The 26401-nt window shown below is 65.1% G+C and carries 28 protein-coding genes, 2 pseudogenes and 1 riboswitch; of the genes and pseudogenes, 7 read left to right on the top strand and 23 right to left on the bottom strand.

Features of this window, described 5'->3' with window-relative positions:
• Positions 1 to 96: 96 nt before the first annotated feature.
• On the top strand, positions 97 to 576 hold the full coding sequence (locus E8F20_RS09080; RefSeq protein WP_280283458.1) for a hypothetical protein: 480 nt from the start codon (positions 97 to 99) through the stop codon (positions 574 to 576).
• A gap of 181 nt (positions 577 to 757) precedes the next feature.
• Entirely contained in the window at positions 758 to 2026 is a 1269-nt protein-coding gene (locus E8F20_RS09075; RefSeq protein ID WP_280283457.1) for a TonB-dependent receptor, read from the top strand.
• Positions 2027 to 2083: 57 nt separating this feature from the next.
• Here E8F20_RS09075 and E8F20_RS09070 read toward each other — a convergent pair whose 3' ends face one another.
• From E8F20_RS09070 to E8F20_RS09060, 3 genes are all read right to left on the bottom strand, one after another.
• On the bottom strand, positions 2084 to 2638 hold the full coding sequence (locus E8F20_RS09070) for a redoxin domain-containing protein (RefSeq protein WP_280283456.1): 555 nt from the start codon (positions 2636 to 2638) through the stop codon (positions 2084 to 2086).
• Positions 2639 to 2808: 170 nt separating this feature from the next.
• The gene (locus E8F20_RS09065) at positions 2809 to 4014 is read right to left on the bottom strand and encodes an MFS transporter (RefSeq protein ID WP_280283455.1); all 1206 of its coding nucleotides are present in this window, start codon (positions 4012 to 4014) and stop codon (positions 2809 to 2811) included.
• Positions 4015 to 4058: 44 nt separating this feature from the next.
• Positions 4059 to 4472 (bottom strand): MarR family winged helix-turn-helix transcriptional regulator, encoded by a 414-nt coding sequence (locus tag E8F20_RS09060; protein ID WP_028628987.1) that lies wholly within the window; start codon positions 4470 to 4472, stop codon positions 4059 to 4061.
• 171 nt (positions 4473 to 4643) lie between these two features.
• On the opposite strand from E8F20_RS09060, the pseudogene E8F20_RS09055 reads away from it, so the two are divergent.
• Together E8F20_RS09055 and E8F20_RS09050 are read left to right on the top strand one after the other, a co-directional pair.
• Positions 4644 to 5324: pseudogene (locus tag E8F20_RS09055) on the top strand (acyl-CoA dehydrogenase family protein); the annotation flags it as partial.
• A pseudogene (locus E8F20_RS09050) lies at positions 5322 to 5438 on the top strand (DUF559 domain-containing protein); the annotation flags it as partial. The pseudogenes E8F20_RS09055 and E8F20_RS09050, both read left to right, overlap by 3 nt.
• Positions 5439 to 5486: 48 nt before the next feature.
• Here the strand turns inward: E8F20_RS09050 and E8F20_RS09045 are convergent.
• From E8F20_RS09045 to ttcA, 18 genes are all read right to left on the bottom strand, one after another.
• Positions 5487 to 6218, bottom strand: coding sequence for an adenosylcobinamide-GDP ribazoletransferase (locus tag E8F20_RS09045; RefSeq protein ID WP_280283515.1), 732 nt, complete (start codon positions 6216 to 6218; stop codon positions 5487 to 5489).
• Positions 6215 to 6781: an alpha-ribazole phosphatase family protein gene (gene cobC / locus E8F20_RS09040; RefSeq protein WP_280283454.1), complete on the bottom strand. Its 567-nt coding sequence runs from the start codon at positions 6779 to 6781 to the stop codon at positions 6215 to 6217. Before cobC ends, E8F20_RS09045 begins: the two co-directional genes overlap by 4 nt.
• The gene (cobT, locus tag E8F20_RS09035; protein WP_280283453.1) at positions 6778 to 7833 is read right to left on the bottom strand and encodes a nicotinate-nucleotide--dimethylbenzimidazole phosphoribosyltransferase; all 1056 of its coding nucleotides are present in this window, start codon (positions 7831 to 7833) and stop codon (positions 6778 to 6780) included. Before cobT ends, cobC begins: the two co-directional genes overlap by 4 nt.
• A complete protein-coding gene (gene cobU, locus E8F20_RS09030) occupies positions 7830 to 8351 on the bottom strand; it encodes a bifunctional adenosylcobinamide kinase/adenosylcobinamide-phosphate guanylyltransferase (RefSeq protein ID WP_280283452.1) in 522 nt (173 codons plus the stop codon). The genes cobT and cobU overlap by 4 nt, the downstream gene beginning before the upstream one ends.
• A 12-nt stretch (positions 8352 to 8363) precedes the next feature.
• Positions 8364 to 9860, bottom strand: coding sequence for a cobyric acid synthase (locus E8F20_RS09025; RefSeq protein ID WP_280283451.1), 1497 nt, complete (start codon positions 9858 to 9860; stop codon positions 8364 to 8366).
• Positions 9857 to 10849 carry a threonine-phosphate decarboxylase CobD gene (cobD, locus tag E8F20_RS09020; protein WP_280283450.1) on the bottom strand — a complete coding sequence of 331 codons (993 nt, stop codon included), beginning with the start codon at positions 10847 to 10849 and terminating at the stop codon, positions 9857 to 9859. The genes E8F20_RS09025 and cobD overlap by 4 nt, the downstream gene beginning before the upstream one ends.
• Complete coding sequence (gene cbiB / locus E8F20_RS09015; RefSeq protein ID WP_280283449.1) at positions 10842 to 11750, bottom strand: adenosylcobinamide-phosphate synthase CbiB; 909 nt, start codon at positions 11748 to 11750, stop codon at positions 10842 to 10844. The genes cobD and cbiB overlap by 8 nt, the downstream gene beginning before the upstream one ends.
• The gene (gene bluB, locus E8F20_RS09010) at positions 11747 to 12397 is read right to left on the bottom strand and encodes a 5,6-dimethylbenzimidazole synthase (protein WP_280283448.1); all 651 of its coding nucleotides are present in this window, start codon (positions 12395 to 12397) and stop codon (positions 11747 to 11749) included. Before bluB ends, cbiB begins: the two co-directional genes overlap by 4 nt.
• On the bottom strand, positions 12394 to 13722 hold the full coding sequence (locus tag E8F20_RS09005; RefSeq protein WP_280283447.1) for a cobyrinate a,c-diamide synthase: 1329 nt from the start codon (positions 13720 to 13722) through the stop codon (positions 12394 to 12396). The genes bluB and E8F20_RS09005 overlap by 4 nt, the downstream gene beginning before the upstream one ends.
• A gap of 66 nt (positions 13723 to 13788) precedes the next feature.
• Positions 13789 to 14400 carry a cob(I)yrinic acid a,c-diamide adenosyltransferase gene (gene cobO, locus E8F20_RS09000; RefSeq protein ID WP_280283446.1) on the bottom strand — a complete coding sequence of 204 codons (612 nt, stop codon included), beginning with the start codon at positions 14398 to 14400 and terminating at the stop codon, positions 13789 to 13791.
• Between the two features lie 10 nt (positions 14401 to 14410).
• Positions 14411 to 16279: a TonB-dependent vitamin B12 receptor gene (gene btuB, locus E8F20_RS08995; protein ID WP_280283514.1), complete on the bottom strand. Its 1869-nt coding sequence runs from the start codon at positions 16277 to 16279 to the stop codon at positions 14411 to 14413.
• Positions 16280 to 16347: 68 nt separating this feature from the next.
• A riboswitch (cobalamin riboswitch) is annotated at positions 16348 to 16561 on the bottom strand.
• Between the two features lie 46 nt (positions 16562 to 16607).
• Positions 16608 to 16928 (bottom strand): hypothetical protein, encoded by a 321-nt coding sequence (locus E8F20_RS08990; RefSeq protein WP_280283445.1) that lies wholly within the window; start codon positions 16926 to 16928, stop codon positions 16608 to 16610.
• A 5-nt stretch (positions 16929 to 16933) separates the two neighbouring features.
• A complete protein-coding gene (locus E8F20_RS08985; RefSeq protein ID WP_280283444.1) occupies positions 16934 to 17584 on the bottom strand; it encodes an O-methyltransferase in 651 nt (216 codons plus the stop codon).
• Positions 17585 to 17591: 7 nt separating this feature from the next.
• On the bottom strand, positions 17592 to 18119 hold the full coding sequence (locus tag E8F20_RS08980; protein ID WP_280283443.1) for a C40 family peptidase: 528 nt from the start codon (positions 18117 to 18119) through the stop codon (positions 17592 to 17594).
• Between the two features lie 143 nt (positions 18120 to 18262).
• Positions 18263 to 18883 (bottom strand): C40 family peptidase, encoded by a 621-nt coding sequence (locus E8F20_RS08975; RefSeq protein ID WP_280283442.1) that lies wholly within the window; start codon positions 18881 to 18883, stop codon positions 18263 to 18265.
• Positions 18884 to 18952: 69 nt separating this feature from the next.
• Positions 18953 to 19717 carry an NAD-dependent deacylase gene (locus tag E8F20_RS08970; protein ID WP_280283441.1) on the bottom strand — a complete coding sequence of 255 codons (765 nt, stop codon included), beginning with the start codon at positions 19715 to 19717 and terminating at the stop codon, positions 18953 to 18955.
• A gap of 42 nt (positions 19718 to 19759) precedes the next feature.
• Positions 19760 to 20431, bottom strand: a complete 672-nt coding sequence (locus E8F20_RS08965) for a DNA-3-methyladenine glycosylase I (RefSeq protein ID WP_280283440.1) — start codon at positions 20429 to 20431, stop codon at positions 19760 to 19762.
• 81 nt (positions 20432 to 20512) lie between these two features.
• On the bottom strand, positions 20513 to 21337 hold the full coding sequence (gene ttcA / locus E8F20_RS08960) for a tRNA 2-thiocytidine(32) synthetase TtcA (RefSeq protein WP_028628966.1): 825 nt from the start codon (positions 21335 to 21337) through the stop codon (positions 20513 to 20515).
• Between the two features lie 100 nt (positions 21338 to 21437).
• On the opposite strand from ttcA, the gene E8F20_RS08955 reads away from it, so the two are divergent.
• The 3 genes from E8F20_RS08955 (at position 21438) to E8F20_RS08945 (ending at position 23411) form a co-directional block, all read left to right on the top strand.
• Positions 21438 to 22037 carry a DNA-J related domain-containing protein gene (locus E8F20_RS08955; RefSeq protein ID WP_280283439.1) on the top strand — a complete coding sequence of 200 codons (600 nt, stop codon included), beginning with the start codon at positions 21438 to 21440 and terminating at the stop codon, positions 22035 to 22037.
• 155 nt (positions 22038 to 22192) lie between these two features.
• The gene (locus E8F20_RS08950; RefSeq protein ID WP_028628964.1) at positions 22193 to 22792 is read left to right on the top strand and encodes a Yip1 family protein; all 600 of its coding nucleotides are present in this window, start codon (positions 22193 to 22195) and stop codon (positions 22790 to 22792) included.
• 127 nt (positions 22793 to 22919) lie between these two features.
• Entirely contained in the window at positions 22920 to 23411 is a 492-nt protein-coding gene (locus E8F20_RS08945; RefSeq protein WP_280283438.1) for a SprT family zinc-dependent metalloprotease, read from the top strand.
• Positions 23412 to 23546: 135 nt separating this feature from the next.
• On the opposite strand, the gene E8F20_RS08940 is transcribed toward E8F20_RS08945, so the two are convergent.
• Together E8F20_RS08940 and E8F20_RS08935 are read right to left on the bottom strand one after the other, a co-directional pair.
• A complete protein-coding gene (locus tag E8F20_RS08940; protein ID WP_280283437.1) occupies positions 23547 to 24728 on the bottom strand; it encodes a CaiB/BaiF CoA-transferase family protein in 1182 nt (393 codons plus the stop codon).
• Between the two features lie 29 nt (positions 24729 to 24757).
• Positions 24758 to 26395 carry an AMP-binding protein gene (locus tag E8F20_RS08935; RefSeq protein WP_280283436.1) on the bottom strand — a complete coding sequence of 546 codons (1638 nt, stop codon included), beginning with the start codon at positions 26393 to 26395 and terminating at the stop codon, positions 24758 to 24760.
• Positions 26396 to 26401 lie beyond the last annotated feature (6 nt).

Here is a 26401-nt window from a genome sequence, read left to right as displayed (position 1 = left end):
ATCGAGCGGCTAACTCCGCTCCCGGTGGGGCCTTCCTTAGAACGATGAGAAGCTGCCAAAGCGCCCGGCCCCGCCGGCACCTTTCGCGAGGGCCATATGGGAATTGCCGCCTGCGATCTCCGCCAACATGTGATACGACCGACGTTGCTCTACCTGCAGCGCCCCTCCTCCACCGCCGAAAGCCTGCTGCTAGGCGCTGCCGCCTGCCAGTCGGCCCTCGGCGCGGCACTGGACGACGGCACGGGACGCGGCCTCTATTGCATCAGCGATGAGCGCCACCAGCAGCTCTGGGACCAGCACCTGGCCCGCGACCCGGAACTCGCCAGCCAGGTGCGCGGGCTCGCCAGCCAGCACGCCTTCCTCGCTTCACCGCACCTGGAACTGACCGTCAACCTGCGCTACGCCACCGCCATCGCGTGGATGCTGGTGGAGTCGAGCGTCCTGGTGCTTCCCGCCGCCGACGACCTGGTCGGCATGGCCATGATCTGGCGCCAGGTCTTCCAGCCCGATGGCAGCCCGCGGGACTTCATCGATGCCTGGCAGCGTCACGTTGCCAACCTCAGCCAGGCCGCCTGATCACTGACCAATCAGTCAGGAACGAGCGTACAAGGCGATCTACACGATCAGCGAAGATGCCATCGTTTTGCCTTTTGTTCGACAATCTTACAAGGATTTTCCTTACAGTTTTCCAGGCTGGAAAGCCCTCCTGAATCCTGTTAGCGTGCCGCCCTTTTGCACCATCGTTCAGGAGTTCACCGTGACCAGCAGAGTCCTCAAGACCGCCCTCGCCCTGGCCGTCAGCGCCGCTTCCAGCTACAGCCTGGCCGCTGGCTTCGCCCTCAACGAGCAAAGCGTCAGCGGCATGGGTACCGCCTTCGCCGGGCGCTCCTCCTCCGCCGATGACGCCACCACCGTTTATGGCAACCCCGCCGGCATGGCCCGCCTCAAGCGCGAGCAGGTCAGCGTCGGCGCCGCCGCGATCTTCGCCAAGACCGACATCGACGACGCCCGCAGCTCCTTCCGCGGCAGCAACGATGGCGACATGGTTCCCACCGTGGGCGTGCCTATGGGTTACTACGTCAAGCCAATCGATGACAAATGGGCCATCGGCTTCGGCATGTACGTGCCCTTCGGCCTGATCACCGATTACGAAACCGGCTTCGCCGGCCGTTACTACGGCGACAAGAGCGAAGTACGCGTAATCACCCTGCAGCCCACCGTCAGCTACCGCATCAACGATCAGCTGTCCGTCGGCTTCGGCCCCACCATCAACCGCATCGACGGCGAACTGACTTCCGCCGTGCTCAACCCGCTGTCCATTGGCAGCAATGACGGCAAGGTGAAGGTCAAGGGCGACGACACCGCACTGGGCTTCAACGCCGGCGTGCTCTACGAGCTGAACGCAAGCACCCGCTTCGGCCTGACCTACCACTCCAAGGTCGACTACAAGCTGCGCGGTGACACCACCATCTCCGGTAGCGGCCCCATCCTGGGCAGCTCCGCTGGCAAGTACGACGCTTCGCTGGAGCTGGAAACCCCCGAGTCCGTCGACTTCTCCGTCACCCACGACCTGAACGACACCTGGACACTCTTCGCCGGCAGCACCTGGACCCGCTGGAGCCGCCTGGAAGAGATCAAGGTGGAAAACAAGGGGGTTGGCGGCCTGCTCGGCCCGTTCCTTGGCACCATCACCGAAGAACAGGACTGGCGCGACACCTGGTCCTATGCCGTCGGCGCCGCCTACAAGCTGAACCCGCAGTGGACCCTGCGCGCCGGCCTGGCCTACGACCAGTCCCCGGCCCGCAACGAGCTGCGCTCGCCGCGCATCCCCACCGACGATCGCAAGATCTTCAGCCTGGGTGCCGCCTGGAGTCCCAACGACGATGTGACCGTCGACCTGGCCTACTCCTACCTGAAGGAAGACGACGCCAAGATCGATCAGACCAGCCCGATCAAGGGTTCATACAGCGCTACCTACAAGAACAGTGCCCATGGCCTGGGTGCGCAACTGACCTATCGCTTCTGATCAGTCAGCGGCAAAAAAGAAAGCCCGGACAAGTCCGGGCTTTCTTTCATCTGCCATTCAGGGTTGGCTGGCCAGCGCCTGCTCCACGGCCTTCAGCAAATCCGGGTCATCCGGTTTGGTGAGGCTGGAAAAGTGGGCAATTACCTTGCCTTGGCGGTCCACTACATACTTGTAAAAATTCCAGCGCGGTGTCTGCCCAGACTGGGCGATCAGTTCCTTGTAGAGCGGTGTCGCCTCGTCGCCGGTCACGTGCTGTGGCTGCGTCATGGCGAAGGTCACACCGTAGTTCACATAGCAGACCTTGGCGGTTTCCTCGGTGCTTGCGGCTTCCTGCTTGAAGTCGTCCGAGGGCACACCCAACACCTCAAGCCCCTGATCCTTGTAGCGCTTGTAGAGCGCCTCCAGCCCCTTGAACTGCGGGGTGAATCCGCAATGGCTGGCGGTGTTGACGATCACCAGGGGCTTGCCGGCGAAACGCTGGCAAAGGTCGAGGGTGTTCTTGGAACGCAGTTGCGGCAATTCATGCTGCAGCAACGAGGGACACTCGGCGGCCATGACCTGGCCGCCGAGCAGGGCGAGCAGTAGCAGAGGCAGGGCGGGCAAAGCTTTCATGGCGAACTCCGGCACGATCGGGCGATCTGTCTACGCTACTGCCAAGCGACTCGCCTAGCAATTGAATCCCAACTGCATCAACGCCAGTCCACCCTGCTGCCAGCCCCACCAGACGAGGCCCAGCAGCAGGCCCAGCACCAGTGCCCCCAACGCCCAGCCCAGACGCTGGCTCATACGGCCCCGGCGGGCTGCAGACGCGCCACTGGTTGCTCCCGCACCGGCCAGTTCAGCACGGCGGCGAGCAGACTGAGGAAGATGGAAATCTGCCATACCAGTTCGTAACTGCCCGTGTGGTCATAAAGGTAGCCCCCCAGCCAGCCGCCGAGGAAGGCGCCCAATTGGTGGAACAGGAAAACGATACCACCGAGCATGGACAGATTGCGCACGCCGAACAGGGTTGCGACGGTGCCGTTGGTCAGGGGCACGGTGGACAACCACAACAGCCCCATGGCCATGCCGAAGGCATAGGCACTCCAGATGGTCAGCGGCGAATAGACAAAGGCGACGATGACCACACCGCGCAGCAGATAAAGCGCGGTCAACAGCCTGGGCTTGGCATGGCGGCCGCCCAGCCAACCGGCGATGTAGGTGCCGAATACGTTGAACAACCCCACCAACGCCAAGACCGTGGTGCCCACCGCAGCCGGCAGGTGCTGATCCACCAGGTAGGCCGGCAGATGCACGCCGATGAACACGACCTGGAAGCCACAGACGAAGAACCCCAGCGCCAGCAGCCAGAAGCCTGAGTGACCCGCTGCCTCACGCAGGGCATCGCCCAGGCTTTGCTCATGCGCCTGGGGTGGCGGCGGATTGTCCTTGAGCAACCCCACCAGCGGCACGATCAGCGCAACCAACAGACCCAGCGCCAGCAGTGCCGACGACCAGCCAAGCCAGCCGATCAGCCCGAGGGTGCCGGGAAGCATGGCGAACTGGCCGAAAGAGCCGGCGGCTGCGGCGATCCCCATCGCCATGCTGCGTTTTTCCACCGGCACGGCGCGGCCCACCACGCCGAGGATCACCGAGAAAGAGGTGCCCGACAGGCCGATACCGATCAGCAGGCCGGCGCTGAAGGACAGCGACAATGCCGAATCGGAGAACCCCATCAGCACCAGGCCAATGGCATACAGGACGCCACCAACGACCACGGTCTTTGCCGCGCCGAAGCGGTCGGCCAGAGCGCCGGTGAAGGGCTGCGCCAGACCCCAGATGAGGTTCTGCAGGGCAATAGCGAACGCGAAGACTTCCCTGCCCCAACCGAACTCGCTGCTCATGGGAGCCAGGAACAGGCCGAATCCATGGCGAATGCCTAACGACAAGGCCAGGATCAACGACGCCCCCAGGAGGACCCAGCCACTCGTACGCCATACCGATGTCATAGAAAATTCCTTTACGGGTAGATACCCGTTTTCCAGCGAAAATATCAGGCGATATGTTCCAGATCGTCCAGCAGCGCCATCAGCGCTGCCCGCTTCTCCGGCCCCATTCGTTGCCCCATGTCCTGTTGCACACGCTCCCAGGCCTGCAAAGCCTGGTCGAGGCTGTTGCGGCCAGCCGGCGTCAGCGATACCAGCCGATTGCGCTGGTCCTCGCCGCCCTCCAGCAACACCAGTCCCTTGGCCTCCAGCACCTTGAGGTTGCGTCCCAGGGTGCTACGGTCCAGCCCCATGGCTTCGGCCAGGCTGGTGATACTCGGTTGGTCGAGCCGCGCCAGGTTCTTCAACAGCGAGTACTGGGCGACATTCACCCCGACGCCGGCAAGGGCATCGTCATAGAGCCGGGTCACGTTACGGGTGGCGCGGCGCAGCTTGGTACAGAGGCATTGAGTCGGCAACATGGGTTGCATGTATATACCCGCATCTCCCTGAACGTCAATCGACTCCTGCCAAAGACAGGCGGCCGGCACGGCCCCGATTGTCCCAACTGCCAGAACACCTCGTTGCCGCTGCCAAGGCCGGCGCCCTGCCCGCCCCGTATAAACCGGGCAACAACGCACGCCGAGGTCACCATGCCCAGCTACAAAGCCCCGCTGCGCGACATGCGCTTTCTGCTCAACGAAGTCTTCGATTTCCCCACCCATTACCGCGCGCTGGCCAATGGCAGTGACGCAACGCCGGACATGGTCGAAGCCATCCTCGGCGAATGCGCCCGGCTCTGCGAAGAGGTGATCGCCCCGCTCTACCACAGTGGCGATGAAGAGGGCTGCCACCTTGAGAACGGCGACGTACGGACTCCCAAAGGCTTCAAGGAGGCCTACGACGCCTATGTGGCGGGTGGCTGGCAGGGTCTGTCGCACCCGGTGGAATATGGAGGCCAGGGTCTGCCGATGAGCCTGGGTGCGCTGAAGCAGGAAATGCTCGGCACGGCCAACTGGCCCTTCTCCATGTACCCCGGCCTCTCCCTCGGTGCCATGAATACCCTGATGCAGCACGGCACCGAGGAGCAGAAGCAGACCTACTTGGCGCCCCTGACCGAGGGCCGCTGGGGCGGCACCATGTGCCTCACTGAAGCGCAGTGCGGCACCGACCTGGGCCAGGTGAAGACCCGTGCCGAAGCCAATCCCGACGGCAGCTACGCCCTGACCGGCACCAAGATTTTCATCTATTCCGGCGAGCACGACCTGACCGAGAACATAGTGCACATCGTCCTCGCCCGCCTGCCCGACGCGCCCAAGGGTACCCGTGGCATCGTCCGTGATGGGGCTGCGAGCGAGCATCGCGATGCCTGGCTCGTAACGAACGGATATCGCGTACTGCGCTTCTGGAACCACGACGTATTGCAACAGACGAACGCCGTGCTTGAAGCAATCTGGCTGGCGACGCAGGAACCGGAGTTCTCAGTCAAACCACCCTCACCCAGCAAACACAACCCCCACCAGCACCCCCACCTCCACCAACTCCACCAGCGCCCCCGCCGTATCCCCGGTCGTCCCGCCCAGGCGCTGCAGGAAGCGTCCGCGCAACCAGCCGAACACCACCAGCGCTGCGGCCAGGGCAATCCACGCCGACCAGCCCAGCACCAGAATCGCCACGCCCTGCGCAGCCAGCCACAGCGGCAGTTCCCGGCGTGGCAAGTGTTCGGCCAACGCTTGGCCCAGGCCACCAGAGCGCACGTATGGAGTGGTCATGAACAACAAGGGCAGCATTCCGCGCGCCAGCCAGGGGGCCAGCACGAGGGGCAGCCATTGCCCTGCCTGCAACACAGCTGCGAGCGCCGCGAACTTGAGCAACAGCAGCACCACCAGTACGACCACCGCGATGGGGCCGCTGCGTGGGTCCTTCATGATCGTCAGGGTGCGTTCGCGGTCGCCGTAGCCACCCACCCAGGCGTCCGCCGTGTCTGCCAGGCCGTCCAGGTGCAGGCCGCCCGACAGCCCGACCCAGAGCGCGAGCAGCAGCGCCGCGGACAACAGCGTCGGCTGCCCGTCCAGCAGCCAGGCCGCGCCCAGCAGCAGCCCCCCGATCAGCAGACCGACCAGCGGGTACCACAATAACGAGCGCCCGATTTCGCGCGGCTCGGGCATACCCGGCAGGCGGACGGGCAGGCGGGTGAGGAACTGCAGGGCGATCAGCAAGGGCGTCATGGGCGTTCCCGCAGGCCGCGTTCGTCGACGGTCAGGCGGAAAAGTTCGCCGTGGGCGACTTCCACCTGCATCAGTTGGGCACGCGGCAGTTGCCGTGCGCGCGCCACCAGGATGCGGATCACACCACCGTGGGTAACCAGCAGCACCCGCTGACCGGCAAACCGCTCATGCAGGCGTTCGCCTGCGGCCATGACCCGCGCTTCGAAGTCCCGCAGTGTCTCGCCGTCCGGCGGGGTAAAGCTGTAGGGGTCGTTCCAGAACAGGCCCAGGCCCTCGGCGTGTCCTTCCATTAGCTCGGCGGCGCTGCGGCCTTCCCACTGGCCGAAGTGCAGTTCGCGCAGATTGGCATCGAAGTGCAGTGGCAAGCCAAGGCGCTGCTCCAGCTCTCGGGCAAAGGCCGCGCAGCGTTGTAGGGGCGAACTCACCAGCACATCCCAAGGGCCCGCCTCGGCGACCCCGGAGCGCATCTGCGCCCAGCCGGTATCGGTCAGGGCGTCGTCCAGGCTGCCGCGAAAGCCGCCGCCGCGCTCGGTTTCGCCATGACGCAGAAGATCGAGCCTCATGCGGGTCGGTCCGATACCGAAGCCTCGGCAAACGTGGCCATTCCGTCATGCAGCTCACACGCCAGGCGCAGCAAGGGCAGGGCGATCGCCGCGCCGCTGCCTTCGCCCAAGCGCAGCCCCAGGTCCAGCAGCGGCTGGGCTTCCAGCGCATCGAGTACGGCCATGTGGCCGGGCTCGGCGGAACGGTGGGAGAACAACAACCACTCACGGCTCGCGGGGTTCAGGCGTACGGCACAGAGCGCAGCGACGCTGCAGATGAAACCATCCACCAGGGCCGGCAGGCCCTGCTGGGCGCACGCGAGATAGGCGCCAGTCAGCGCCGCCACTTCGAAACCGCCAAGTCGACGCAGGGTTTCCTGCGGGCTGTCGCAGTGATCGCGGTGCAGGGCTAGGGCGTGCTCGATCACCTGGATCTTGTGCGCCACGCCCTTGCCATCCAGCCCGGTACCAGGCCCAGCCAGCGAGGAGGCCGGCAGGCCCAACAGGGCACACGCCAAGACACTTGCAGTGGTCGTATTGCCGATGCCCATCTCGCCGCCGACGTACAGGTCGGCACCCGCTTCCAGAGCGCGCTCAACGCTGGAGTGCCCGGCCTGCAGGGCGATCAGGCACTGGGCGGCGGTCATCGCCGGCTCTCGGGCAAAGTTCGCGGTGCCGGCTCCCACCTGCAAATGCAGCACGCCTGGCAGCGCCTCCAATGGCACGGCGGTGCCCAGATCCACCAACTCCAGGGTGGCACCGAGGCTCTTCGCCAGCACGCTGATGGCGGCCCCGCCACGGACGAAATTGCGCAGCATCTCGCCGGTCACCGCCTGCGGGTAGGCGGATACGCCCTCCTCCACCACGCCATGGTCGCCGGCGAACACCGCGAACCAGGGGCGGTCGATGCACGGCCGCTCACGGCCCTGCTGTGCGGCAAGGGTGATGGCCAGGTCTTCCAGTTGGCCGAGCGCGCCACGCGGTTTGGTCAGTTGGTCCTGGCGGGCCTGGGCCTTGGCGCGGGCTACCGGGTCGAGCGGCTGGCAGGGTTTCAACCACCAATCGAGCGTCATAGGGGCACTCCCTTCAGAATCATGGGCAGGCCAGCGACGGTGAAGATCACCCGGTCGCTGCGTTCGGCCAGGGCCTGGTGCAGCCAGCCGGCTTCGTCGACATAGCGGCGGGTCAGCTCGCCCAAGGGCACGACGCCCAGGCCGGTTTCATTGCTGACCAGCAGCACGCGGCCCGGCAGCTCGGCGATGCAACCGAGCAGCGCTTCGCGCTCAGCATCGAGCCGCGCCGGATCGTCCAGCATCAGCAGGTTGGTCAGCCAGAGGGTCAGGCAATCCACCAGCAGGCAGGTGTCGGCAGCAGCGCTCTCAAGCAATACGCGGGCCAGCTCCAGCGGCTCTTCTACCAGGCCCCACTGGTCCGGGCGGCGGGCGCGGTGATGGGCGACCCGCGCGCTCATCTCTCCGTCCAGCGGCTGGCTGGTGGCGATGTAGATGACCTTGAGGCCACTTTCAGCGGCGAGCTTCTCTGCCAGCCGACTCTTGCCGGAGCGGGCCCCGCCGAGGATGAGTTCAGGCATCGGTAAACCTCGTTATTCGTGGGGCGTTCCGCCGTGGTTCGAGTGCATGCTCGTAGGGGACAGCCCGCACAGTACCTGCAGCCTCCGCGTATCCAGATGCTGTTCCACCTGGTCCGCCAGGCGCTCGATATCGCGTTCTCGCAGGGCGTGGTAGTCGACGCTTTGCACGGCGGCGAGACCCGCCCAGCGCAGGATGGCGGCGCACGCCTCGGAGGATTCGAACAACCCGTGCAGGTAGGTGCCCATGACCTGGCCATCCGCGCTGCGGGCGCCATCGCTGTGGCGGTCGCCCAGCGTGACCATGGGTTTTTCCAGGCCAATGCCGGTAGTGATGCCGGCATGGATTTCGTAGCCACTCACCGCCGCGTCTTCCAGGCGCAGGTGGCCCGCGACATTGCGCAGCTGCTTCTCTGGCTCCAGCACCGTGTCGATGTCCAGTAGCCCAAGACCGGCGCTCTCCCCTGCCGGCCCTTCCAGGCCATGGGGGTCGGCGATGGTGCGACCGAGCATCTGGTAGCCACCACAGATGCCCAGCACCTTGCCGCCGTAACGCAGATGACGCTGCAGCGCCTGGTCCCAGCCGTGTTCACGCAGGCGCGCAAGGTCGGCGCGCACGCTCTTGGAGCCGGGCAGGATGATCAGGTCCGACGGCGGAATGGGTTGGCCTGGGCCAACGAAACTGAGCTGCACCTGCGGGTGCAGGCGCAGCGGGTCGAAGTCGGTGTGGTTGCTGATGCGCGGCAACACCGGCACCGCTACCCGCAGCACATCGCCAGTCTTGGCGGACTGGCGCTGGTCGATGGCGTCTTCAGCTTCCAGGTGGAAGTCGGTGAGGTACGGCAGCACGCCGAGCACCGGCTTGCCGGTGCGTTGTTCCAGCCAGTCCAGGCCCGGCTTGAGCAGACCGATATCGCCCCGGAAACGGTTGATGACGAAGCCCTTCACCCGCGCCTGCTCGCTGGGCGAGAGCAGTGCGAGGGTACCCACCAGATGGGCGAAAACGCCGCCCCGATCGATATCGGCGACCAGGATCACCGGGCAGTCCACCGCCTCGGCAAAGCCCATGTTGGCGATGTCGTTGGCACGCAGGTTGATCTCTGCCGGGGAGCCGGCGCCCTCCACCAGCACCACCGGATACTGGTTGCCTAGGCGCTGGTGGGATTCCAGCACCGCGGCCATCGCGACCTTCTTGTAGTCGTGGTAGGCGGCGGCATTCATGCTGGTAACGGCGCGGCCATGGATGATGACCTGGGCGCCGATGTCGGTATTGGGCTTGAGCAGCACCGGGTTCATGTCGGTGTGAGGTGCCAGGCCACATGCCTGAGCCTGCACGGCCTGGGCGCGGCCGATTTCGCCGCCATCGGCGGTCACCGCGCTGTTCAGGGCCATGTTCTGCGGTTTGAACGGCACCACCGCCACGCCCTGGCGCCTGAGCCAGCGGCAAATCGCTGTCACCAGGGTGCTCTTGCCGGCGTCGGAAGTGGTGCCCTGCACCATCAGGGTGGTCATGGACGCTCCTTGGAATAGTCGATCAGGGCCCGCCGCAGCCGTTCCCAACCCGCCTCGTCCGGCGGCAAGCCGAAGCGCAGGCTTGCCGGCACGCTGAATAGCCGGGTCAGAATGCCGCGTGCGGCAAGGAATTCGTGCAGGGCCGTTGCGTCATCACGGACCAGTCGCTGGAACAGTGCCGAGCCACCAGATGGCGGCAATCCGCAGTCGCTCAGCAGGGCTGCCAGACGCAGACCGTCCCGCAGCAGGGATTGCCGCTGGCGAGCCTGCCCCGCCTCGTCCTGCAGCAACGCAGTGGCCAGGGCGCGTGCAGGGCCGCTCACCGCCCAGGGCCCGAGCCACTCGGCGAGACGATCCAGCTGTTGAGGTTCGGCCAGGACAAAGCCCAGGCGGATACCTGCCAGGCCGAAGAACTTGCCGAAGGAGCGCAGCACCACCAGCCCTGGCAAGGGGCAATGGCGCGCCAGGCTTTGTTCCGGGGTGCAGTCCATGAAGGCTTCGTCCACCAGCAACCAGCCACCGCGCTCTGCCAGACGCGCACGCCAGGCCAGCAGGGTGTGTGGCGCCAGTCGCTCTCCGGTGGGATTGTTCGGGTTGACCACCAGCAGCACATCGAATCGTTCTAGCTCGCGCTCGGCCGTGTCGGCGTCCATTTCTTCCAGCTCATGGCCTTCGCGGCGCCAGGCGTGGGCGTGCTCGGCGTAGCAGGGTGAGATCACCCCGACCCGGCTGCGCTCGCGAAGTCGCGGCAAGGCCTGGATCGCCGCCTGGGAACCGGCCACCGCCAGCAAGGATGCGCAGCCGTAGTAGCGCCTAGCCGCCTGTTCCAGGCCGTCGTCCAGCTCCGGCAGGCGCGCCCAGGCTGCCGCCGGAATGACCGGCAATTCCCAACCGTAGGGCGCGATGCCGGTGGACAGGTCGAGCCAGTCGGTTTCGGCAATACCGTAACGCTGCGCCGCCGCGCGCAGCCGTCCGCCATGTTCAAGCAAGGAGCCAGCCTCCGATGATCAGCGCCGCGAGCCAGAGCATCACGCCCTGACGCACCAAATCCATCGCGCGACGGATGTCTTCGGCGCGAGCGGCCGGACCTTCGCCCAGTACCGGGCGGTCGTGCAGTTCGCCGTGGTAGATCGCCGGGCCACCAAGGGCCACGCCCAGGGCGCCCGCGCCAGCGGCCATGACCGGCCCGGCGTTGGGGCTATCCCACTGCGGCGCTTGCCGGCGCCAGCAACGCAGGGCCAGGCCGGTTTTGCCGAGCACGGCGTAGGTCAGGGCCACCAGCCGGGCCGGGATGTAGTTGAGGACGTCGTCGATGCGCGCAGCGGCCCAGCCAAAGCGCTCGAAGCGCTCGTTGCGGTAACCCCACATGGCGTCCAGCGTGTTGGAAAGGCGGTACAGCACCACTCCGGGCGCACCCGCCACGGCGAACCAGAACAGCGCAGCAAACACCGCGTCACTGCCGTTTTCCAGCACCGACTCGGTAGCAGCGCGGGCCACGGCCGCTTCGTTCAGCTCGCGGGTTTCGCGACTGACCATGTAGCCGACGCGCTTGCGTGCTTCCGGCAAGTCCCCCGCTTGCAGTGCGTTGGCCACCGGATCTGCGTGCTCGTTGAGGCTGCGCAGGCCAATGGCGCCGTAGAGCGCAATGACACCCACCAGCCAACCGATATAGGGCAGTTCCGAAAGCAGCCAGGCAGCGGAGGTCAGCGGCAGCACGGCGAGTACCCAAGCACTCACGCCATGGCTGCGCCAACCACGGCCACCCGTGTTGAAGCGTTGCTCCAGGCGGTTGGCGAGCCTACCGAAGGCCACCAGCGGGTGCCAGCCCCTGGGTTCACCGAACAGGGCATCCAGCGCCACAGCGCCGAGCGTGAGGAAACCCAGGCTCATGGGCGCTCCCCCCATAGATTCTCGAACACCAGCTCGGCCAGTGGACGCGGCTGGGCCCAGCCTTCCAGCGCCAACATGGGCGCCGGGTAGAACTCGGTGACCGGCCCCAGGCAGAGCACCGCCATGGGTTTGCTGCCTGCGGGCATGCCGAGCAGGTCAGCCAGGGCTGCGGGATCGAACAGCGAAACCCAGCCCATTCCCAGGCCTTCCGAGCGGGCGGCCAGCCAGAGGTTCTGGATGGCGCAGGAGAGCGAGGCCAGGTCCATTTCCGGCAGGGTGCGCCGGCCGAACACATGGGCTTCACGGCCATCCATCAAGGCGGCCACCAGCAGTTCGGCACAATCGCGGATGCCTTCTACCTTGAGCTTCATGAACTCGTCGGAGCGTTCACCCAGGGCTTCGGCGGTGCTTATCCGTTCGGCGTCCACCAGCGCGTGAATACCATCGCGCAGCCCTTGCGAGGTAATGCGGATAAAGCGCCAGGGCTGCATCAGCCCGACACTGGGCGCATGGTGCGCCGCCTCCAGCAGCCGGGCCAGCACCTCGGGCGCAACCTCACCGCCGCTGAAGTGGCGCATGTCGCGGCGTTCGGCAATGGCGCGGTAGACCGCTGCCCGTTCGTCAGGGCTGAAGGCATGCTCGCTCATGGTCGGAACAGCTCCACGGCCGCCCGTGGATTGGACGGCAGGTAGAAGTGAATGTAGGAGGCGGTCAGTCGGCCACTGCGGAACACCGCCTCGGCCACCGGTTTGTCGTTCGGGCACAGACCCCGCACCAGGGGCTCCTGCGGCGAATCCAGCAACGAATGGTGGAAGGTGTGGCCGCGCAGGCTGCCTTCCGGCAGTGGCGCTTCCTGAAGGGCCAGGGCCGCCAGGCGCTTCTGCAGGGTGGCGCGTCCGGGCAGCAGGCCGACCAGCTCAGCGGATTCGCCAGCCACATCGGTCAGGGCTTCCAGCAGGTAGAGCATGCCGCCGCACTCGGCGAGGATCGGCCTGCCCGCTTCATGGTGGGCGCGGATGGCCTCTGCCATGGCGCGGTTGCCTTCCAGTTGGCGCAGGTGCAGCTCGGGGTAGCCGCCCGGCAGGTAGAGACTGTCCACCTCGGGCAGGCGCTCATCCGCCAGCGGCGAGAAGAACACCAACTCGGCCCCCAGGCGCTGCAGCAAGTCCAGGTTGGCCTGATAGAGAAAGGCGAAGGAGGTATCCCGCGCCACGCCGATGCGCACACCGGCCAGGCCGTCGCCCAGCGCCTGTGGCTCGGGGGCGCTGAAGTTCACCGCCGGGGGCAAGGCCACTTCCGCGCTGGCAGCCAGTGCGTTGGCGGCGGCGTCGAGGCGCGCATCCAGGTCGGCCAGTTCCTCGGCCTGCACCAACCCCAGGTGGCGGCTGGGTAGCTCCACGTCTGCGCTGCGCGGCAGAGAGCCGTACCAGCGGATCCAGTCCGGCAGGCTGTTGCGGATAAGGTCACTGTGGCGCTGGCTGCCAACCCGGTTGCCGAGCACGCCGGCAAAAGGCAGGCCGGGCTGGTAGGTGGCCAGCCCCACGGCCAGGGCACCGAAGGTCTGCGCCATGGCGGCGCCATTGATCACACCCAGCACCGGCACGCCAAAGTGACGCGCCAGATCGGCCGCCGAGGGCGAGCCGTCGAACAGCCCCATCACGCCCTCGATCAGGATCAGGTCGGCCTCCCCTGCGGCTTCCCAGAGCAGGCGGCGACTTTCCGCCTCGCCCACCATCCACAGGTCCAACTGATAGACCGGTGCGCCCGACGCGCGAGCGAGGATCATCGGGTCAAGGAAGTCCGGCCCGCACTTGAACACCCGCACCCGCTTGCCTTGTCGGGCGTGCAGGCGTGCGAGCGCGGCAGTAACCGTGGTCTTGCCCTGGCCGGAAGCGGGGGCGGCGATCAGCAGGGCGGGACATTGCCTCGCCTCTCCCGCCAGGAGGGGGGTGAGGGATTTCTCGTCAGCCATGGGTGACCCTCTCCCCGGCCCTCTTCCTGAAGGGAGAGGGGGTAAAAGCAGCGACGGTGCCAGTCATCAGAACTCCACGCCCTTCTGGGCCTTAACACCGGCCTTGAAGGCATGTTTGACCAGGCTCATCTCGGTGACGGTGTCGGCGGCGTCGATCAGGCCCTGGGGCGCACCCCGGCCGGTCGCGACCACGTGCTGGTGTTCGGGACGGGACTCGATGTCGCGCAGCACCTCGTCCAGCTCCAGGTAGCCGTGCTTGAGGGCAATGTTCAGCTCGTCCAGCACCACCAGGCCGATCTGCGGGTCGTCCAGCAGGCTGCGGGCAACGGTCCAGGCGGCACGGGCCTTCTCGATGTCACGCTGGCGGTCCTGGGTGTCCCAGGTGTAGCCCTCGCCCATCACGTGGTAGCTGACCTCTTCGGGGAAGCGGCGGAAGAAGTTCTCTTCACCGGTGGACATGCCGCCCTTGATGAACTGCACCACCCCCACCTTGAGGCCGTGCCCCAAGGCGCGGGCGACCATGCCAAAGGCCGAACTGCTCTTGCCCTTGCCGTTGCCGGTGTGCACCAGCAGCAGGCCGTATTCGTCCTGGGCCTGGGCGATCTTTTCGTCGACCACGGCCTTCTTGCGTTGCATGCGGGCCTTGTGGCGGGCGTCGCGTTCGGTGGATTCGCTCATGGGGATCCTCTCAGAGAGCCTGGTAACGGACAGTGAAGAACACCGCCTGCCCCGGCTGGTTGTAGTCCAGAGCGGTTTCATAGTCGGCGTCCAGCAGGTTGGTCACCTTGGCCTGCAGGCGCCACTCCTCGGTCAGCCAGTACTCGCCGCGCAGGTCGACGGTAGCGTAGCCGGCGACGCGTTCGCGGTTGGCCAGGTCGTTGTAGCTTCGACCCTCGGCGTGCAGCGTGGCGCCAACGCCGAAGCGGCCTATGCGGCGGTCCAGGTCCAGATTGAACACCTCGCGCGCGCGACGCGGCAGATCGTTGCCCGAATTGGCGCCGGACTCGCGGTTCTGCGGATCGAGGAAGGTGGCGTTGGCGTTCCAGTCCCAACCCAGCCACTGGCTACCCAGTACCAGCTCCAGGCCGTCGATGCGCGCCTTGCCGATGTTGTTGGGGCCGCCATAGAGGCCGAGGGTGGAGTCGTAGGCGATCAGGTCGTCCACGTGGGTACGGTAGGCGTTGATCGACCAGTGGCCCCAGCCGTGCCGGCCAGCAAGGCCAGCTTCGACGCTTTCCGAGGTTTCCGCGTCCAGGTCGGGGTTGCCGTAGCCCGGGTAGTACAACTCGTTGAAGCTGGGCGCTTTGAAGGCAGTGCCGTAGCTCAGGCTGAAGCGCACCGCGTCGGTCAAGGCATAGCCCCAAGCGGCATTGCCGGTGTCGTGGGTGCCGAACTGCTCATTGTCGTCGCGTCGCAGGCTGAGCTGCCAATCCTGGCGGCCGTATTCCCCCAGGTACTGGGCGAACCAGCCGTTGTTCACACGCGAATCCTTATCGAAGGCCGTGGAGCTGCTGACCTGGTCTCGCTGCCAGTCGTAGCCGAGGGTCAGTACATGCCCTTCGGCCAGGGTCAGGTCGTTGAGCCAAGAGGCGCTGTCACGCTTGGAATCGAAGCGCGCATCGAACACGCCGTCGGTCCAACTGGTGGATTTGTCTTCGCTACGCCCGGCCTGCAGGGTCACATCCCAGATCTCGACCGGACTGAAGCGCGCACGACCGCCCAACAGCTCCTGGCGGTTGTCGGCATTGGCGTTGTGCCCGCCCAGCGGGTGGAAGAAACCGAACTGGTCGATGTCGTCGTAGTCGTTGTGGGCTTTGGCGCGCATCAGCGTGCCGTCCAGTTCCAGGCCGTTCTCGAACCGATAACCGGCGCGCAGGCTGCCGGAAAGGTTGCGGTAGCCGTCGGCATCGGGCTCGTAGTAATCACTGCCCTGACGCCGGGAATTGATGCCGTCGGTGTCCTGGCTGCTAACGCCGAGGCTGTACCAGGCTTTGCCATCGCCACCGGACACGCCAGCGCTGCCTTCATAGCTGTCGTGGGTGCCGTAGCCGGCGGAGAACCAAGGCTTGGCCCCTTCCTTGCCGCCTTTGCGGGTGAAGATCTGGATCACGCCGCCAATGGCTTCGGAGCCATAAAGACTGGAGCGCGGCCCACGGACGACTTCGATGCGTTCGATCAGCTCGACGGGCAGGTCCTGGAAGGCCGTCAGGCCGGCGCTCACCGAGCCGACCTTGACGCCATCGATCAGCACCAGCACGTGATCGGACTCTGTGCCGCGCATGAACAGCGTGGTGTTCTTGCCCGGCCCGCCGTTGTTGCTGAGGGTGACGCCCGGCACCTTGCGCAGCAGGTCGGGGACGGACTGTGCCTGGCTGCGCTCGATCTCTTCGCGATCGATCACGGTGGTGGCAGCAAGACTGGCGCGCACCGGCTGCTCGCTGCGGATAGCGGTGACGACCTGCTCATCCAGCGTCAGGGGCGCTGCGGCCAGGAAAGGGGAAACGGACGTACCGCCGAGCAGCGCAAGCGCCGCCGGCCTGATGAAAGGCTTGCGAATCAAGGTTGGATCTCCGTCGTGCCACCCGCGCGACATCTGTAGAGGGTACTGCATGCGGAAGGCTCCGCGATGCCCAGGTTGCGACAGGCCGGTCTCCGGGCTTGCGAGTGGAGTTGAGCTCCTGTGCCGCGCCTTCCCATGCATGAGCACAGTGGCCGATTGCGACTTTCTTACTCGCCTACCGTTGCGGGGGCAGCGCCGGAATCTTCATCAGAATGGACCGGCTTCCCTGTTTCACCCCGTAGTTCAACACCACGGGGCACCTGAGGCAGCGGCGAAGGTTAGAGGGTGCGCGGGGTAGCGTCAAATGCTAGCGGACACGTGCCATTCAGTGCCTCGGATTGAAGCCGGCGGGTTTGGCGGCGAGCCAGTCGACGAAGGTGCGCAGGCGCTCATCACCCATCAGGGCCTCCCGGCTGTTGTAGTTCAGGGCCAGCTCCTTTTCGCTGAACAGCTTGTGGATCTGATTGTGGCAGGGCCTGCACACCCAGAGGGTGGCGGTGATGCGCTCGTTTTTAGCGTAGCGCTTCTGCACGTAGGGCTTGTCGTGCAGGGCCTTGGGGATCAGGTGATGACGGGTGAGCGCGGCAGCCCGGCCACACAATTCGCAGGCTTCAGGCTGGGGCGGCAGGCGGATCGGTTCGGGCATGCCCGTCAGCGCTTGCGGCAGAGCGTCAGGCCATCGCCCACGGGCAGCAGCGACAGGTCAATGCGCTCATCAGACTTCAGGTTTAGGTTCAGGGCCTGAATGGCGCGGGTGTCGGCGCTGTCCGGCTCGGCTTCCAGCACGCGACCGCTCCAGAGCACGTTATCGAAAAGAATCAGTCCGCCCTGGCGCACCAGGCGCAGGGCCTCTTCCAGATAGGCCGGATAGTTGGCCTTGTCGGCGTCGATGAAAATCAGGTCGAGGCTGCCATCTTCCAGGCTCGCCAAGGTATCCAGTGCCGGCGCCAGGCGCAGCTCGATGCGTTCAGCAAGCCCCGCCTCCTGCCAATAGCGACGAGCGATGGCGTTGTAGTCGCCGGGCAGGTCACAGCAGATCATCCGACCATCAGCCGGCAATTCCGCGGCCATGCACAAGGCGCTGTAGCCAGTGAAAGTGCCCACTTCGAGGATGCGACGAGCGCCGGTGAGCTTGACCAGCAAGGCCATGAACTGGCCCTGTTCCGGGGCGATCTGCCAGCGCGCCATAGGCATGACGACGGTTTCGGCGCGCAGCCGCTGCAACAGCGGCGTGTCCCGCAGCGAAACATCGAGGAGGTAGCCGTAGAGGGCGTCGTCGAGGTTCAGCGTACGGTTGGTCATGACAACCTCAGTGGGATTGGGCCAGGCGTGGATCGAAGATTACGCGCTTGGCGCTGAGATAGCTGCGTTGCCAATAGCTGTTCGACAGGCTGTCCAGACGCACCGTTCCGCCCGTGCGTGGCGCGTGGACGAAACGCCCCTCGCCCACATAGATGCCAGCATGGCTGACCTGCCCGCCGCCATTGGTGGCGAAGAACACCAGGTCGCCGCTTTGCAGGGCATTGAGGCCGATGCTGGGCGTACGCATGGAGATCAGTTCGCGCGTCGAGCGCGGCAAGGCGATACCCGCGGCGTCACGGTAGACATAGCCGATGAGGCCACTGCAGTCGAACCCGCTGTCCGGGGTGTTGCCGCCCCAGCGATAGGGCGTGCCCACCAGGCCCAAGGCGCGGAACAGCACGTCTTCGGCTACGGGCGAGAACGGCTGGGCAGGGCTGGTGACAGCGGGAGGGGAATAAGGCGGCGGGGACTTGCTCGCACAAGCGGTGAGCAGCGCAGCCAGGGTGGTGATGGCGAGGCGGTTCAGTGCGAGCATGGCAAGTCAGTCCTGACTTGAGGAATGCACGCTAATTTGCTGATCTCACAGTGATATTGCAAGCGAAAGCTGCACGACCGGGCAGAAAAAAGCCGAGGCGGCCACTTAGGGCCGCCTCGGCTTGTCGTCTCGCGCCGTCTGGATCAGCGATGCAGCGGGTGATGAGTCGGGGTATTCATGGCCAGGACGCGCTTGGCTTCCATGTAGCTGGCCTTCCAGTAGCGGTCGTCGAGGCTGTCGACGCGCACACCACCACTGCGGCTGCTGCTGGAGTGGATGAAGCGGTCATCGCCGATATAAATGCCGGCGTGACTGACGCGGCCACGGCCACGATTGTTGAAGAACACGATGTCGCCGGGCTTCAGCTCGCTACGAGCGATCACCGGAGCATCCAGGTTGATCATTTCGCGAGTGGAACGCGGCAGCTGGATACCAGCCTCTTCCTTGAACAGGTAACCGACGAAACCGCTGCAATCGAAGCCGGTCTTCATAGAGCGGCCACCGAAGCGATACGGAGTACCCACCAGCTCGAAGCCGCGCTCAAGCAGGCCATCGGCCAGGGACGGCATCTGGTAGGGCTCGTCGTCAGTGAGGTTGGCAAGATCCAGGGCGGTGGGCCCACGATCCGCCAGCAGCGAATCGGGTGCGCCGTCGGCTACGGGAGCCTGGGCCTGGGATTGCGGTTGCTGCTGCACATTGCCTGCGCAAGCGGCGAGAAACAGAGCGAAGGTAAGAGGCACGAGGGGTGCGAAGCGCTTCAGCATGGGCACGACCGTGTCGAATGGTTTCTGATGAAGGCGCGACTATGCCCTCTATCAAATCCATTTGCAAATTTAATCGCCCGAAATGTGACTCAGCAGTCCTTGCAAAACATCTAAGGCCTTTCCTCTGAGGTGGACATCGACGACGGGACTGAGGTCGGTGAGCGCCGGATTGATCTCCACGGTGAAACCGCCTGCTTGGCGGGTGCGGATGATGGGCTCGACGATGTAAGGAAAGCTCGCCGTGGTTCCCACCGAGATCACCGCATCGAATCCCTTGCGTAGCTCGGCGTAGAGGCTGTCGATGGCCTGCTCTGGGAGCATTTCTTCGAACAGCACCACGGGTGGGCGGAGAATACCACCACATTCATGGCATTTGGGAGGCATTTCTCCTGCCAGATGTCGGGCAAGGTCAGAACTTTCCACCCCGCAGGACTGGCAGTACAGCGGAGACAGTTCGCCATGTATCTCGATCAGCCGCTCCAGCGGCGAGCCCGCCTGGCGGTGGTAGCCATCAATATTCTGGGTCAGCACCCAGCATTCGGGCTTGAGCCGCTGCAACTGGGCAATCGCTTCATGACCGGCGTTCGGCCGGGCGTCCAGGCAGGCGCGGCCGAGTTGGGCGAGGTACTTCCAGCAGAGCGCCGGATCGCGCCGCAGCATCGGCCCAGAGAGCGCTTCCTCTATAGGCAACCCCTCCTCTGTCACGCCGTTGTAGAGCCCGCCCAGTCCACGATAGGTGGGCAACCCCGAATCAGCTGACAGCCCGGCTCCGGAGATCACCAGGATTCGCTCGGCCGCCTTGATGGCTGATGCCACGCGCTCGATATCCGACATGCTCCCCTCCTCTGCCGGCCGGCGCCGAGCGCCCGTCGCGGCTCAGTGATTGACGGTATGAGCCAGCATCACGGACAGCTGGCAGAGCGGGCGGCCGCTTTCGGCATGCCACTGGTTGAAAGCCGCCTGGACCTGGGCCAGGTCTTTCTGGCTGGTGGGCGCCTTGTCGATGATGTCCTGGGCCTTGAGGGCCGCGACCATGTCATCGGTCGGAATGAAGGTGTCCTTACCGACCATACGCAGGAAGCGCGGCGCCGACAGCCCACCCAACTGGTTGCCATGCTTGGCCAGGTACTTCCACAGGCCGACGATGTCGGTCACCGGCCAGTCGGCGATCAGCGCGCCGAAGCTGCCTTTCTCCCGAGCCACGTCCAGCACGAACTGCGCGTTGCGCGGCACGCTCTTGAGTTTGCCCAGGTGGCGGATCAGTCGCGCGTCCTGCATCAGACGCTCCAGATGCTCGGCGCCCATCAGCACCACTTTCTCCGGGTCGAAGCCGAAGAACACCTCTTCGAAAGCGGGCCACTTGGCGTCCACCAGGCTGTGCTTGAGCCCTGCACGGAACACCCGCAAGGCCATCAGCGACAGGTAACGGTCGTCACTCAGCGCACGCAGCTCGCCTTCGCTGCGCGGATGCGGCAGACGTGCCTCCAGGGCCTCGGCGGAGCCGAAGCGGTTCAGGCAGTACTCGTGGAGCCAACGGTAGTCGCGCATGCGGTGTCCTTTCGATGCGGAAACGAATCCCTGTAGGAGCCAGCTTGCTGGCGAGCCTTCGCTCGCCCCTACAAGGGCAGGTCAGATATTGACCACGTCAAGGGTACGCGGCGCCGCGGTTTCATCGATGCGCAGGTTGGCGAAGTCGAACAGGTTGCGGTCGGCCAGTTGCGAGGGCACCACGTTCTGCAGGGCGCGGAACATGATCTCGGTACGGCCCGGGGACTTGCGCTCCCAGTCGTTGAGCATTTCCTTGACCACCTGGCGCTGCAGGTTTTCCTGGGAGCCGCAGAGGTTGCACGGGATGATCGGGAACTCCTTGAGGATGGAGTACGCCTCGATGTCGGCCTCGTTGCAGTAGGCCAGCGGACGAATCACCACGTTGCGGCCGTCGTCGGCACGCAGCTTCGGCGGCATGGCCTTGAGGGTTCCGCCGTAGAACATGTTGAGGAAGAAGGTTTCCAGGATGTCGTCGCGGTGGTGACCCAGGGCCATCTTGGTCGCGCCGATTTCGTCGGCGAAGGTGTAGAGGGTGCCACGGCGCAGGCGCGAACAGAGCGAGCAGGTGGTCTTGCCTTCCGGGATCTTCTCCTTCACCACCGAGTAGGTGTCCTTCTCGATGATGTGGTACGGAACGCCAATGGATTCCAGATAGGCCGGCAGGACATGCTCGGGGAAACCGGGCTGCTTCTGGTCCATATTCACGGCGACGATCTCGAATTTGATCGGCGCAACCTTCTGCAGGTACAGCAGCACGTCCAGCATGGTGTAGCTGTCCTTGCCGCCGGACAGGCAGACCATGACCTTGTCGCCATCCTCGATCATGTTGAAGTCGGCGATGGCTTCGCCGGCCAGGCGGCGGATGCGTTTCTGCAGTTTGTTCTGGTTGACCGAAAGGGTGCCCATGGTGCTCTGAAATCCGGGGGAGATGCGAAAAGCTGGCTATTTTACGCACAAAGCGCGCGCGGCCCCAGCCCCATTATCAGCCTGTGCTAGGCTCCCGCCGATGAGCCACGACCTCGACCCCAACCAAGACCTGAGCGATCAGCTCCACGAACTATTGCGCGGGGCGCCTGAGGGCCTGAGCGAGTATCAGCTGATCCAGGCACTCAAGGCCCACCACTCCACCCACATTCCCCATCTGGAACTCACCGACAGGCTGGTGCTGTTCCGCACCCACTTCCTGGTGTTCAACGCCCTCTACCGACTGCGCGACCACCTCAACGCCGCGGGTCAGGCGCAGCTCGCCATCAGCCCTTTGTGCGTGCAACTGCTGCCATATGAGCCCGGCACCGCTTCCGCCCTCAGCGAGCTGGACCCGCTGCGCGACTATTACCTGGACCTGAAGAACCTGCGGGACACGACCGAAGAAGACGTGGAACGCCTACTGGCCAGCTTCTGGACCCGCATGCAGGGCAGCGAAGAGAAGCTCGCGGCACTGGAGTTGTTCGGCCTGCACAACGGCAGCCAGCCCCTCAGCCTGGCCGTGATCAAGCAGCGCTACCGGCAACTGGTGAGCCAGCACCACCCTGATCGCGGTGGCAGCACGTCGCGCCTGCAATCGATCAACAAGGCCATGGAAATACTTCAACGCTATTACAGCTGACGCTGAATCTTCGATTCGCTCTAAGGCGACGCCGATCAGCCTGCCTATACTGCGACATAAGGTCGCATAGGTCGGCCGGGCACCGGGTGGCGCTGGCTACGCGCCCCCGGCGCTTGTCTGGGGGGCGACCTCATAATAATGAGGAGGTGTTCAGCATGATCCACCACGTTTGGGGGCTCTTCACCCATCCCGATCAAGAGTGGCAAGAGATCCGTGGCGAAGAGGAAAGCGTCAGCCACATGTACCTCACCCACGTCCTGATCCTTGCTGCAATTCCCGTGATTTCTGCCTATATCGGCACCACCCAGGTCGGCTGGGTACTGGGCAAGGGCGATCCCGTGATGCTCACCCAGGCCAGCGCCCTGCAAATGTCCATCATGTCCTACCTGGCGATGCTCGCCGGGGTGGCAGTGATGGGCGGATTCATCCACTGGATGGCGCGTACCTACGACGCCAATCCGAGCGTTACCGAGTGCATCGTGTTTGCCGCTTACTGCGCGACCCCGCTGTTCATCGGCGGTCTCGCGGCGCTCTACCCGCACCTCTGGTTCGGCGCAACGGTAGGCACATTAGCCATCTGCTATACGGTCTACCTGCTTTATGTGGGCATACCGACCTTCATGAACATTCCGAAAGACGAAGGCTTCCTGTTCTCCAGCTCGGTGCTGGCCGTGGGCCTGGTAGTGCTGGTGGCGATGATCGCCTCCGCCGTGATCCTTTGGGGCTTCGGCCTGGGGCCGGTGTATACCAGCTGAAAACTCTCGCTGACCAGAAGGCCGCCTGCGGGCGGCCTTTCCTTTTTGGCCGGGAATGACCGCTCGGCGTCACCACCTTTGGGCAGCTACCGCTTTGCGGCATAATTCCGCGCCAACGGAGTGCCCTATGCCCGAGCAGCTACTTGCCCGCGTCGAGGCCTGCTACCAACAGGCCGAAGCCTTTTTCAAATGCCGGTTCCCCCGCCCCGAAGTGAGTTTCAAGCTCCGCGGGCAGAAGGCCGGCGTCGCCCATCTGGACGAGAACAAGCTGCGCTTCAACCCGCAGCTCTACCGCGAAAACCAGGAAGACTTCCTGCGCCAGACAGTGGCGCACGAAGTCGCGCACCTAGTGGCCCACCAACTGTTCGGCCCACGTATCCAGCCCCATGGCGAGGAGTGGCAGCTGATCATGCGCGGGGTCTACGAACTGCCGCCCAATCGCTGCCACACCTATGAGGTGAAACGGCGGCGGGTAACACGCTACCTCTACCGCTGCGCCTGTCCCGACGGCCACCCCTTCTCGGCCCAGCGCCACGCCCTGGTCGCACGCGGCCGCCGCTACTACTGCCGGCGTTGCCGGGTAACGCTGGTGTTCAGCGGGGAACAGAGCCGGGTTTAAGAGGGCTGTAGGATGGGTTGAGACACGAAACCCATGCGGCCCGGATCGATAGGTATCGCAAGCTCCACCCATCCTACGAGTCGTGTTTTTCCCGTGGGAGCGAATTCATTCGCCCCCACAGGACTCCCGCATTCCCTACCCCACCACCTTCGTGGCTTTCAGTGCCTCGATCCGCTCTGCGCTCAACCCCAGTCCAGCCAGCACTTCAGTGGTATGCGACCCCACGGCCCCGCCGGTATGGCGCGGTGCAGGCAGCCCTGCGGAGAATTTGATCGGGCAGGCGATCTGCTTCTGCGGCGCAAGGCCGTCGCGCGGCACCTCCACCACCAGATTGCGGGCCTTGATCTGCGGGTGCTCCACCGCCTCGGACAGCGGCAGCATCGGCTCCACGCAAGCATCCAGGGCGGCGAAGACCTCCACCCACTCAGCAAAGTCGCGTTTCTCGAACTCGATCTCGATCGCCCGCTTCAGTTCGCGCTGGTCTTCGGGCCTGGGCGACAGGCCTTTGGTTGCCAGCTCAGGCTGGCCGATAGCAGCACAGAACTGCTGCATGAACTGCGGTTCCAGGCTGCCCACCGAGAACCAGCGGCCATCGCGCGTGCGGTAGTAGTCGTAAAAGCTTCCGCCATTGAGCGCTTGGTTCTCCATGTCCGGCTCCACGCCGGCCCCCAGGTAGCCCGCCCCTGCCATGCCGTGCAGGGCGAAGGCGCAGTCGGTCATGCTCACGTCGACGTGCTGCCCTTCCCCTGTCGCCTGGCGATGGATCACCGCTGCCAACAGCCCCATCACCCCATGCAGGGAACCACCGCCGATATCCGCCAATTGCACGCCCAAGGGCAGCGGCCCGCTGTCGCGGCGCCCGGTGTAACTGGCAATGCCCGCCAGGGCCAGGTAGTTGATGTCGTGCCCGGCGCGGTCGCGGTAGGGGCCGGTCTGGCCGTAGCCGGTGATCGATACGTAGATCAGCTTCGGATTGACCGCTTTCAGCGCCTCATAGCCAAGCCCCAGACGCTCCATCACGCCGGGGCGGAACTGCTCCAGCACGATGTCGTAGTCGCTCACCAACTGCTTGACCAGCTCCACCGCCTCCGGCCGCTTCAGGTCCAGGGCGATGCTGCGCTTGTTGCGGTTGAGATACGCATGGCTGGTGGACTGGCCACCGTCGTGGGGCGGCAGTACGCGCACCAGGTCCATGCGCGTGGGCGACTCCACCCGCAGCACGTCGGCGCCCATATCGGCCAACAATAGCGAGGCAAAGGGCCCTGGCAGCAGGGTAGAAAAGTCGAGGATTTTCAACGAAGACAGCGGGCCTTTCATGGCAACTCCTGATGCGTGTGTTCGGGCGGTCATTCCCAATGCAGCGCCTGAAGCGCATCGAGGCGGTCGACCGCAGGGGCGTAGCGAGTTTCCAGCACGTTACGGCGAATCTTCATGGTGGGGGTCATGGAACCGTTATCCACCGTCCAGGGATCTCGAACCAGCAATACGTGGCTGACTCGCTCATGAGGCAGTAGCTTGCCGTTGAGCTGCTCGAGGGTGGCCAACAGGTCGGCTTCCACCTCAGCGCGAGCCTGCCCACGGGCGGCGGGGCTCAGCTCGATCAATGCCAGGGGCTGATCCAGGCCGCTGCCCATCAGGCACACCTGCTCCACCCATAGGTTCTTGGCGATCTCGCCTTCGATGGGCGCCGGCGCCACGTACTTGCCCTTGCTGGTCTTGAAGATGTCTTTCACCCGGCCGGTGATACGCAGGTAGCCATCGGCGTCGATCTGCCCCTTGTCACCCGTGTGCAGCCAGCCATCGCGCAGGGTCTCAGCGGTCTTTTCCGGCTCCAGATAGTAGCCGGTCATCAATGACGGGCTGCGGTAGAGAATCTCGCCATCGTCGGCCAGGCGCAGTTCGTTGTCCGGCATCACCCGGCCCACCGTGCCGAAACGCACCTGCCCCGGCCGGTTGAAGTTGCCGTAGGCGAAGTTCTCGGTCATGCCGTACCCCTCGCAGATGGTCAGGCCGATGCGCCGGTACCATTCCAGAAGCGCCACGGGAATGGGCGCGGCGCCGCTCACCAGCACCCGCGCGCGGTCGAGCCCCAAGCCTCGGCGTATTTTCCGCGCCACCAGGGCGCCCAGCAGCGGAACCGCCAGGAGGCGGTCGAGTCGACGCTGCGGCAGCTTCTCCAGAACCCCCTGCTGGAAGCGCGTCCACAAACGCGGCACGGAGAAGAACTGGGTCGGGCGGATTTCCCGCAGGTCTTCGGCGAAGGTCTCCAGAGACTCGGCGAAGCCGATGCCGCATCCACAATAGAGGCTGTTGGTTTCCACCAGGAAGCGCTCGGCGGCATGGGACAGCGGCAGGTACGAGAAGAATTGGTCGCCCTCTCCCAGCCCCATCTCCCTCACTGAGCGGCTGGAGGCGAAGGCGAAGGCTCGCGCCGTCTGCATCACGCCCTTGGGCTGGCCGGTGGTACCGGAGGTATAGAGGATGCTGAGCAGGTCGTCCGGGCGCTGCTCGTGGACCTCACGCAGAGGCGCATGCCGAGCCAACAGCTCGCCCCAGGTGTAGTCGGCGTGCAAGGTTGGATAGGGCATCGCGATACGTACCACATCAGCCGGAATACCCGGCTCAAGGCGCTCGGCGTCGTCCAGCTTGCCAAGGATGATCACCTTGCAGGCGGAATGGCGCAGGACGTATTCGGTGCTCTCGGCCGATTGCAGCGGATAGAGCGGCACACTGACCAGCCCGGCGAGCATGATCGCCAGGTCACTCACTATCCATTCGGCGCAGTTCTTCGCCAGGATCGCCACCCGGTCTCCCGGCTCGCAGCCCAAGGCCCGCAGCGCACTGGCCAGGCGCCGCGCGCGGTCATCAGCCTCGCGCCAGGTGATGGGATGCCACGTCCTTGCCACCGGCTGGCGCAGCCAGACGCGATCCGGTGTGGTCGCCACCCAGTGGGAGAAACGTTGCAACGGCAGTACTTCGCTCATCCTGCA

This window comes from Pseudomonas sp. BN415 (assembly GCF_029871195.1).
Classification (GTDB): Bacteria; Pseudomonadota; Gammaproteobacteria; order Pseudomonadales; family Pseudomonadaceae; genus Metapseudomonas; species Metapseudomonas resinovorans.
The sequence above is the reverse complement of the archived record's forward strand: the minus strand, read 5'-3'. Positions and strand labels throughout refer to the sequence as shown.